This is a genomic window from Phenylobacterium sp. (assembly GCF_036963605.1).
Taxonomy (GTDB): Bacteria; Pseudomonadota; Alphaproteobacteria; order Caulobacterales; family Caulobacteraceae; genus Phenylobacterium.
Map to the genome: position 1 here is coordinate 1 of NZ_JBALUY010000112.1, position 8,224 is coordinate 8,224.

An 8,224-nucleotide genomic window follows, 5' to 3' on the forward strand; every position below is an offset into this window, starting at 1 on the left:
GTGCCGGACGCGCAGATCTCCCGCCTGCTGGGCACCACCAAGGCGACCATCGACCAGATCCGCAACCGTACGCACTGGAACTCGGCCAATATCAAGCCGGTGGACCCGGTGACCCTGGGCCTCTCCACCCAGATGGAGCTGGACGCCGTAGTGCGGAAGGCCGCCGACAAGAAGGCCAAGGACGACGCCAAGGCCGGGATCACCGATCCCGACGGCCCGTCCCTGCGCCCGGCCTCGGAAACCGGCGCGGTCGCCGACGAGGCCGACGCCCCGGCGGAACAGGACTGATTTCGAGCCGGCTGCGGCTGTCGAAATGCGAGAGGCCCGCGCGATGCGCGGGCCTCTTTTCGTTCCGGAGGTCAGTGAGCCTTGCGCTGCAAGGTCTCCATCTCTTCCTTGAGCTTAAGCTTTCGTCGCTTGAGTTCCTGGAGCCTGAGGTCGTCTCCCGCGGGGCTTCGCACTTCGTCCTGGATCGCCTTGTCCAGATTCTGATGGCGAGATCCAAGTTCACGGATGCGGGCTTCAACGGCCATAGGTACGCCTCCTTCAAGGGTTTTTCGACACGACAACTGAACACCCCTTCGCGGGGGTGTCAGATCAAATATGATTGCGCAGGGTTTAGTTCGGATTAGGGCCGGTTTTTTCGGCGTGTGGGTGAGGCGGTATGTCGCAAATCGAGCCATCGGGTCCTGAGCGCGCCGAGCGGGGGCCCAGGCTGGTGATCGGTGTCGCCGGCGCCAGCGGCGTCGCCTATGGCCTGCGCGCCCTGGCCGCCTGCCGCGACCTAGGCGTCGAGAGCCACCTGGTGATGAGCCGGGCCGCCGCGCTCACCCTCGCCCAGGAGACCGAGCTCTCGGTGGCCGACGTCCAGGCCATGGCCGATGTGGCCTACCGCCCCGGCGATGTGGGGGCGGCCATTGCGTCTGGCTCCTTCCCGACGCTCGGCATGCTGATCGCCCCCTGTTCGGTGCGCACCATGAGCGAGATCGCCACCGGCGTGACCTCGTCCCTGATGACCCGGGCGGCCGACGTGACCCTGAAGGAGCGCCGCCCCCTGGTGCTGATGGTCCGCGAGACCCCCCTGCACCTGGGCCATCTGCGCACCATGGTGAAGCTGGCCGAGATGGGGGCGGTGATCGCCCCGCCCCTGCCGGCCTTCTACGCCAAGCCCATCAGCCTGGAGGAGATGGTCGACCAGTCGGTGGGCCGGGCGCTTGATCTGTTTGGCCTCTCCTGGGCCAGGGTGAAGCGCTGGGGCCAGGACATGGCCATGCCGCCGGTCCAGGACTGAGGGCCATGGGCCTGTGGAACTGGGCGGTGGACACCTATGGACGCTCGGGCGTGGCCGAGGCGGCCTTGGCGCTGCAGGATGATCACGGCCAGAACGTCCCCCTGTTGCTGTGGGCGGCCTTTGCGCGCACCACCGATCCAGAGGCCCTGGCCGCCGCCGCGGCCCTGGCGCGAACCTGGGAGACGAGCGCCATTCTTCCCCTGCGCGGGGTTCGCCGGGCCTTGAAGGCGCCGCTGCCCCCGACGCCGGACGCCGCCCGAGAAGCCCTGAGGGCGCAGGTGAAGGCCGCCGAGCTGGCGGCCGAGCGCCGTCTGCTGGAAGCGTTGGAGACGATCGATCCCGGCCGGGCGCCCCTGGCGTCCCTGAGCGACGCCCTGGCGGCGGCGGGCCGCGCCTGGGATCCCACCCTCGATCCGGACCAGCTTGCGAGCCTGGCCCGAGCCCTGGCTTGAAGCCGAGGACGGGGCGAGGGCATAAGGCCGCCTTTACCCCAGGCGCGCAAAATCTGATGATGTCGAGACGCTGGCGGGCGTCGCGGGTGCAAGGGGGCGGTAGCCGCATGAACGATCTGGGACCCGATCCCGAGACTCAGTTGCGCGACCGGCTGGCCGCGGCCCGGCAGGAACATGCCGACCTGGATGTCGCCGTCCAGGCGATCAGCGCCATGCCGACGCCGAGCCTGGGGGTTCTGGGGCGTTTCAAACGTCGCAAGCTCGCCCTGAAGGACGAAATCGCCGCCCTGGAAGACCAGCTGACCCCCGACATCATCGCCTGATCGCCGATGGTTGCCGGGGTCAGTCGATAACCTTGAACCGGCCCTTGTCGAACAGCCGCAGGACCTGATCCAGCTCATGGCCGCGCCGCAGGATCATGCCGCCCGGGCCGATGACCGCCCAGGCGCCCTGTCGCCTGGCCAGGGCCGGGCGTTTTTCGATGCGATAGAGCGGCGCCTCGGAGGCCCGGCGAAACACCGAGAAGGCGCAGGCTTCAGGGCCAGGCTCGATGGAATAGTCCCGCCACTCGCCCGCGGCCACCATTCGCCCATAGAGGGCGAGCAGCCGCTGAAACTCCTGGCGCTGGAAAAAGATCGGCGCGCCCTTACGGCCGGGCTGAGCGGGATCGTTGGCGGACAGATCAATGGCCATCGCCCGTGAGCCTGACTCAATCCTGCGCTGAAATCGAGAGGCCTTGTGGACCTGCGGCCCATTCCTGCGCGCCGTGAAAAGACCTTATTTCGGTCCTGCGCCCGCCTGTTTGGGCTCCGATATTGAGAGCGTCGGTTGATCGGGACTTCGCGGTTCCGGATCCTGAACAGCCCCCCCAGCCCCCCTGGGATCACGGGCCTCGGTCAGCCGGCGTCATATCCTCTTCCCCTGAGAAGACCCGCGCGGAGTCAGCCCCACTCCTCTGCGCGGGTCTTTTTCGTTCGGGGGACCCAGCCGGGCCCACCTCAGGGTTGGGCGAGCTGGGTCTGCCGGGGCATGGCGGCGAGGATCTTGCCGCCCTTGGGCGCCTGGACGATCAGCAGAGTCGCCAGTCCCTCTTCCTCAGCCGCCGGCACCGCATAGGCGGTGGGCCGACCGCGCCAGACGCCCAGGCGGGCGATCTGGCGGACGACGTTGCGCTGGGTCAGGGTCTGGCCGCGGTTCTCGCCCTTGCGCACCACCACCTCCCGCGGCTTGGGATCATAGCGCACCAACCAGACCTCGGCGCCGCCACGGGGCGCAGGTCCGGAGCCCACGTCCACCCGGCGCGGGCCGATGAACTGGATGTCCGGGGTCGGCAGACGCGTCACGGCCGCCTGGTCCAGCAGCGCCTCGACCCTGTCGGCCTCGACGGCCGAAGCCTCCATGGCGCCGTTGATCACCAGCTGCGGCGTATAGGGCTCGCGCAGGGAAAGCGGCGTCAGATAGGAGCGCTGGCGCTCGGCGAACTCCGGCAGGGCGAAGGTGTCCTCCCAGCCCAGATAGTCCCAGTAGTCCACCGCGAAGGTCAGGGCGACGACGCCCGGCCGGTCAGCCAGGTCGTTGACGAAGGTGTTTGCCTCGGCGCAGGCCGCGCAGCCCTGGGCGGTATAGAATTCCACCACCACCGGCGGTTTGCCGGCGACGGCGACGGCCGGGGCCGCCAGGAGACATAGGCTTGCGAGCAGGGCTCTGATCATGGTTCGGCAATTAAGCCGACTTGTCGCCTCGGCGCGTTTCAACAAGGTGTGAGCGGAAGTCGACATAGGGTTCGACGTCTCAAAAAAGCAGTCCCTCATAAAACGGAAAAAGGGGGCCGCGGCGACCGCGACCCCCTCCTCCTATTCGTGCGTGTCGCGACGGTCAGGCGTCTTGCGAGGCCAGGTTGCGCAGCACGTAGTTCAGCACGCCGCCGTTCTTGAAATACTCAAGCTCGGTCGGCGTATCGATCCGGCAGCGGACCGGGAAGCGGGCCACCCGGCCGTCGCCGGCGCGGTACAGTTCGACGGTCAGCTGCTTGCGGGGCGACAGGTCCTGCAGGCCGCGGATCGAGACGATCTCCTCGCCGGTCAGGCCGAGCTTCTGCCAGCCTTCCTGGGTGAACTGCAGGGGCAGCACGCCCATGCCCACCAGGTTGGAGCGGTGAATACGCTCGAAGCTCTCGGCGATCACCGCGCGCACGCCCAGGAGCTTGGTGCCCTTGGCCGCCCAGTCGCGGGAGGAGCCGGTGCCGTATTCCTTGCCGGCGAAGACCACCAGCGGGCGGCCCTCGGCCTGATAGCGCATGGCCGCGTCATAGATCGACATCACCTCGCCGGTGGGGAAGTGCTTGGTCACGCCGCCTTCGATCTCCGGGGTCAGCTTGTTGCGGATCCGGATGTTGGCGAAGGTGCCGCGCATCATGACCTCATGGTTCCCGCGGCGGGCGCCGTAGGAGTTGAAGTCGGTCTGCGGCACCTGGCGCTCACGCAGGTACTCGCCGGCCGGCGAGGTCAGCTTGATCGAGCCGGCCGGGCTGATGTGGTCGGTGGTGATCGAGTCGCCGAACACGCCGAGGACACGGGCCTCGATGATGTCGGTGATCGCCTCCGGCTCCATGCTCATGCCCTCGAAATAGGGCGGGTTCTGAACATAGGTGGAGCTGACGTCCCAGGCGTAGGTCTGGCCGCCGGCCACCTTGATGCCCTGCCAGGCCTTGTCGCCCTTGAAGACGTCGGCGTAGCGGGTGGCGAACATCTTGTCGGTGACGTGCTTGCGCTGGAGGGTGGCGATCTCTTCGTTGGTCGGCCAGATGTCCTTCAGATAGACCGGCTGGCCGTCCTTGCCTTCGCCGAGCGGCTCGGTGGTCAGGTCGATCTGCATCGAGCCGGCCAGGGCGTAGGCCACCACCAGCGGCGGCGAGGCCAGGTAGTTGGCCCGCACGTCGGGGTTCACCCGGCCTTCGAAGTTGCGGTTGCCCGACAGGACCGAGCAGGCCACCAGGTCGCCCTGCTGGACGGCCTCGGAAATGGCTTCCGGCAGCGGGCCGGAATTGCCGATGCAGGTGGTGCAGCCATAGCCGACCAGATTGAAGCCCAGGGCGTCCAGCGACTTGGTCAGGCCCGCGCTCTTCAGATAGTCGGTGACCACCTGCGAGCCGGGCGCCAGCGAGGTCTTCACCCACGGCTTGACCTTCAGGCCCTTTTCGATGGCCTTCTTGGCCACCAGGCCGGCGGCGATCAGCACGCTGGGATTGGAGGTGTTGGTGCAGGAGGTGATGGCCGCGATGACCACGTCGCCATGGCCCACATCGAACTTCTCGCCGGCCACAGGGACCCGCTGGGCGACGGAGTCAGCCTTGCCGAAGTCCTTGGCCAGCGCGTCCTTGAACTCGGTCGCCGCGGTGGTCAGCAGCACCCGGTCCTGGGGCCGCTTGGGGCCGGCCAGGGACGGCACGACGCTGGAGAGGTCGAGCTCGAGGGTGTCGGTGAAGACCGGATCGGGCTCATCGCCCTCGCGCCACATGCCCTGGACCTTGGCGTAGGCTTCCACCAGGGCGACGCGGTCGGCGTCGCGGCCGGTGGCGGCCAGATAGTCGATGGTCGCCCGGGTGATCGGGAAGAAGCCGCAGGTGGCGCCGTATTCCGGGGCCATGTTGGCGATGGTCGCCTGGTCTTCCAGGGTCATCTTGGCCAGGCCGGGGCCGAAGAATTCAACGAACTTGCCGACCACGCCCTTCTTGCGGAGCATCTGGGTGACGGTCAGCACCAGGTCGGTGGCGGTCGCGCCTTCCGGCATGGCGCCGGTCAGCTTGAAGCCGATGACCTCGGGGATCAGCATCGGGATCGGCTGGCCGAGCATGGCGGCTTCCGCCTCGATGCCGCCCACGCCCCAGCCGAGAACCGACAGGCCGTTGATCATGGTGGTGTGGGAGTCGGTGCCGACAACGGTGTCGGGATAGGCCAGCGTCGCGCCGTCCACATCATTGGTCCAGACGGTCTGGGCCAGATATTCCAGGTTCACCTGGTGGCAGATGCCGGTGCCGGGCGGCACCACGCGGAAGTTGTTGAAGGCCGAGGAGCCCCAGCGCAGGAAGCGGTAGCGCTCGATATTGCGCTCATATTCCCGCTCGACGTTCTCGCCGAAGGCCTTGGCGTTGCCGAAATAGTCGACCATCACCGAGTGGTCGATGACCAGGTCCACCGGGTTCAGCGGATTGATCTTTTCCGGATTGGCGCCGAGCTTGGTCATGGCGTCGCGCATGGCGGCCAGATCGACCACGGCGGGCACGCCGGTGAAGTCCTGCATCAGGACCCGGGCGGGGCGGAAGCTGATCTCGTGTTCCTTGGCGCCCTTGTTGTCGATCCAGGCGGCGACGGCCTTCAGGTCGTCCTCGCCCACCGACATGCCATCCTCGTTGCGCAGCAGGTTCTCCAGCAGAACCTTCATCGAAACGGGCAGGTTGGAAATTCCGTTCAGGCCGGCGTCTTCCGCAGCGGCCAGGCTGTAGTAGACGTAAGTCTTGTCGCCCACCGTCAATTCGCGGCGGGTCTTCAGGGTGTCGATCGACGCCATCCTAAAGGATCCTCTCTCTGTTCACGGCCGTTCATCTACCGCCCCCGGGATCGCGCGCTCAAAGGGAAGGACACACAGCGTCCGACCCCGCGCCGCGTACGCCCCCTCGGGTGGCGACGGCCGCGGCTGTCATAGACCCGGCCGCGAGACTCGTCCATGCGAGGCGTGAGGACATTTTGCGTCCTCTTCTAGTGTTGGCAGGCTCGCCCACGTGATCCCAGAGGTTTCGATCCAGTCCCTGGCCCTGTCGAGGGGTGGTCGCCAGTTGTTTTCGCGACTTATTCTCAACTTGGCGCCGGGAGAGGCCGTGGCCCTGGTGGGCCGCAACGGGGCGGGAAAGACCAGTCTTTTGCGGGCCATAGCCGGGCTGATCGCCCCGGACGAGGGCGCGATCGCCTTTGGCGACACTGATCCTGCCGAGGCCCGCGAACACATTCATCTGCTCGGTCACCTGGATGGACTGAAGTCGTCCCGCACCGCCCGGGACGAACTCAGCTTCTGGACCCGCTTCGCCGGCGGGGCGCCGGACGCGGTCGAGGCCGCCGCCGCACGGCTGGAGCTGACGCCTCTGCTCGACCTGGAGGTCCGGCGCCTGTCGGCCGGCCAACGCCGGCGCCTGGCGCTCGCCCGCCTGCTGGCCGCGCCCAGGCCCCTGTGGCTGCTGGACGAGCCCCTGAGCCCGCTGGACGCCGAGTGGCGCGGCCGGTTCGGGGAGATCATGGACGAGCATCTTTCCACCGGCGGCATGATCCTGGCCGCCGTGCATGATCCCCTTCCGCTGGCCGCCCGCACGGTGGAGATCGGTCGATGAGCGCGGTTTCAACCCTGCTGGCCCGGGAGACCGCGCTAGCCTGGGGCAAGGGCGGCGGGCCGATGGTCGCCGTCGGCTTCTATGCCGGGGTCGCCACCCTGCTGCCCCTGGCGGTGGGGTCCGAGCCCGAGCGGCTGGCGGGCATCGCGCCCGGGGCGGCCTGGGTGGCTCTGGCGCTCGCGGCCCTGCTGTCCCTCGATCGGCTGTTTGAGCGGGACTATGAAGACGGGGCGCTGGACCTGCTGACCCTGTCGCCGGTCCCGCTGGAGATCATCTGTGCGGTCAAGTGTCTGGCCCAGTGGCTGGCCACGGGGCTGCCGCTCGCCCTGGCCGCCCCGGTGGCGGCCATCGCGCTGGGCGCCTCGCCGCAGCTGAGCGGCCTGGTGGTGGCCTGCGCGCTGCTGGGCGGCCTGGCCTTTTCCTTCATGGGCGGGATAGGGGCCGCGCTCAGCCTCGGCGCCCGCCGGGGCGGGCTGCTGACGGCGGTGATCGTCCTGCCGCTGTTCGTGCCGCCGGTGATCTTCGGGGGCGGCGCCCTGGCCAGCCTGGACGCGGGCCTGCCCTGGCGGGCGGGGTTCGCCCTCTTGGGCGCCTATGCGGCGGGCGCCGTCGCACTCGGTCCCATCGGCATGGCCGCAGCCTGTCGCAACGCCCTGTCCTAACGCCCTCGCCAGGATCTCCAAAAGAATCTGCGACGGAACGGCGGCCGCCTGGCGTGGAAGTCTTCAGAGGGGCACGACTGGAGACCAACTATGAAATCGATCAAGACCATCACCGTCGCCGGCGCCCTCACTGGCGCCTTGGCCAGCCTGGCCTTCGCCACGGCCAGCTACGCCCAGCAGCCGCCGGCCCAGGGCCCGCGCCCGGCCATGGAAGGCCGCGAACGCCCGAGCCCCGAACAGATGCGCGTCCACATGGCCGAGCGCCTCCGCACCACCCTGCAGCTGACCAGCCAGCAGGACGCCGCGCTCAACGCCTATGTCAGCGCCATCAGCCCGCAGCCCGGCGCGCGCCCCGAGCGCGGCGACCGCCAGTCGATGCGCGAGATGACCACGCCCCAGCGGCTGGACGCCATGGCCGCCCACATGGCGCAGCGCCAGCAGG

Annotated in this window: 11 protein-coding genes; 7 read left to right on the forward strand and 4 right to left on the reverse strand. The window is 68.4% G+C overall.

Annotated elements, in window-relative coordinates; genetic code table 11:
- On the forward strand, positions 1–288 hold a 288-nt coding region (locus V7702_RS15860; protein ID WP_335651050.1), incomplete at its 5' end, for a cell cycle transcriptional regulator TrcR.
- Between the two features lie 71 nt (positions 289–359).
- Here V7702_RS15860 and V7702_RS15865 read toward each other — a convergent pair.
- Complete coding sequence (locus V7702_RS15865; RefSeq protein ID WP_300574469.1) at positions 360–533, reverse strand: YdcH family protein; 174 nt, start codon at positions 531–533, stop codon at positions 360–362.
- A 131-nt stretch (positions 534–664) separates the two neighbouring features.
- On the opposite strand from V7702_RS15865, the gene V7702_RS15870 reads away from it, so the two are divergent.
- From V7702_RS15870 to V7702_RS15880, 3 genes are all read left to right on the forward strand, one after another.
- Positions 665–1,291: a UbiX family flavin prenyltransferase gene (locus tag V7702_RS15870; protein ID WP_335651051.1), complete on the forward strand. Its 627-nt coding sequence runs from the start codon at positions 665–667 to the stop codon at positions 1,289–1,291.
- Between the two features lie 5 nt (positions 1,292–1,296).
- Positions 1,297–1,743 carry a TIGR02444 family protein gene (locus tag V7702_RS15875; RefSeq protein WP_335651052.1) on the forward strand — a complete coding sequence of 149 codons (447 nt, stop codon included), beginning with the start codon at positions 1,297–1,299 and terminating at the stop codon, positions 1,741–1,743.
- A 107-nt stretch (positions 1,744–1,850) separates the two neighbouring features.
- Positions 1,851–2,066, forward strand: coding sequence for a YdcH family protein (locus tag V7702_RS15880; RefSeq protein ID WP_335651053.1), 216 nt, complete (start codon positions 1,851–1,853; stop codon positions 2,064–2,066).
- A gap of 19 nt (positions 2,067–2,085) precedes the next feature.
- On the opposite strand, the gene V7702_RS15885 is transcribed toward V7702_RS15880, so the two are convergent.
- From V7702_RS15885 to acnA, 3 genes are all read right to left on the reverse strand, one after another.
- On the reverse strand, positions 2,086–2,436 hold the full coding sequence (locus V7702_RS15885; protein WP_335651054.1) for a DUF2794 domain-containing protein: 351 nt from the start codon (positions 2,434–2,436) through the stop codon (positions 2,086–2,088).
- Between the two features lie 305 nt (positions 2,437–2,741).
- The gene (locus V7702_RS15890; protein ID WP_335651055.1) at positions 2,742–3,455 is read right to left on the reverse strand and encodes a DUF1223 domain-containing protein; all 714 of its coding nucleotides are present in this window, start codon (positions 3,453–3,455) and stop codon (positions 2,742–2,744) included.
- Positions 3,456–3,618: 163 nt separating this feature from the next.
- Positions 3,619–6,309, reverse strand: a complete 2,691-nt coding sequence (gene acnA, locus V7702_RS15895; protein ID WP_335651056.1) for an aconitate hydratase AcnA — start codon at positions 6,307–6,309, stop codon at positions 3,619–3,621.
- Between the two features lie 211 nt (positions 6,310–6,520).
- On the opposite strand from acnA, the gene ccmA reads away from it, so the two are divergent.
- The 3 genes from ccmA to V7702_RS15910 form a co-directional block, all read left to right on the forward strand.
- A complete protein-coding gene (gene ccmA, locus V7702_RS15900; RefSeq protein WP_335651057.1) occupies positions 6,521–7,120 on the forward strand; it encodes a heme ABC exporter ATP-binding protein CcmA in 600 nt (199 codons plus the stop codon).
- Positions 7,117–7,782, forward strand: coding sequence for a heme exporter protein CcmB (ccmB, locus tag V7702_RS15905; RefSeq protein ID WP_335651058.1), 666 nt, complete (start codon positions 7,117–7,119; stop codon positions 7,780–7,782). The genes ccmA and ccmB overlap by 4 nt, the downstream gene beginning before the upstream one ends.
- Before the next feature lie 90 nt (positions 7,783–7,872).
- The coding region (locus tag V7702_RS15910) for a Spy/CpxP family protein refolding chaperone (protein ID WP_335651059.1) at positions 7,873–8,224 on the forward strand (352 nt) is incomplete at its 3' end.

Coding starts and splice junctions, on each gene's coding strand:
- V7702_RS15875 (WP_335651052.1), top strand. CDS start 1,297: ATGGGCCTGTGGAACTGGGCGGTGGACACCTATGGACGCTCGGGCGTG.
- V7702_RS15890 (WP_335651055.1), bottom strand. CDS start 3,455: ATGATCAGAGCCCTGCTCGCAAGCCTATGTCTCCTGGCGGCCCCGGCC.
- V7702_RS15880 (WP_335651053.1), top strand. CDS start 1,851: ATGAACGATCTGGGACCCGATCCCGAGACTCAGTTGCGCGACCGGCTG.
- V7702_RS15865 (WP_300574469.1), bottom strand. CDS start 533: ATGGCCGTTGAAGCCCGCATCCGTGAACTTGGATCTCGCCATCAGAAT.
- V7702_RS15870 (WP_335651051.1), top strand. CDS start 665: ATGTCGCAAATCGAGCCATCGGGTCCTGAGCGCGCCGAGCGGGGGCCC.
- acnA (WP_335651056.1), bottom strand. CDS start 6,309: ATGGCGTCGATCGACACCCTGAAGACCCGCCGCGAATTGACGGTGGGC.
- ccmB (WP_335651058.1), top strand. CDS start 7,117: ATGAGCGCGGTTTCAACCCTGCTGGCCCGGGAGACCGCGCTAGCCTGG.
- V7702_RS15885 (WP_335651054.1), bottom strand. CDS start 2,436: ATGGCCATTGATCTGTCCGCCAACGATCCCGCTCAGCCCGGCCGTAAG.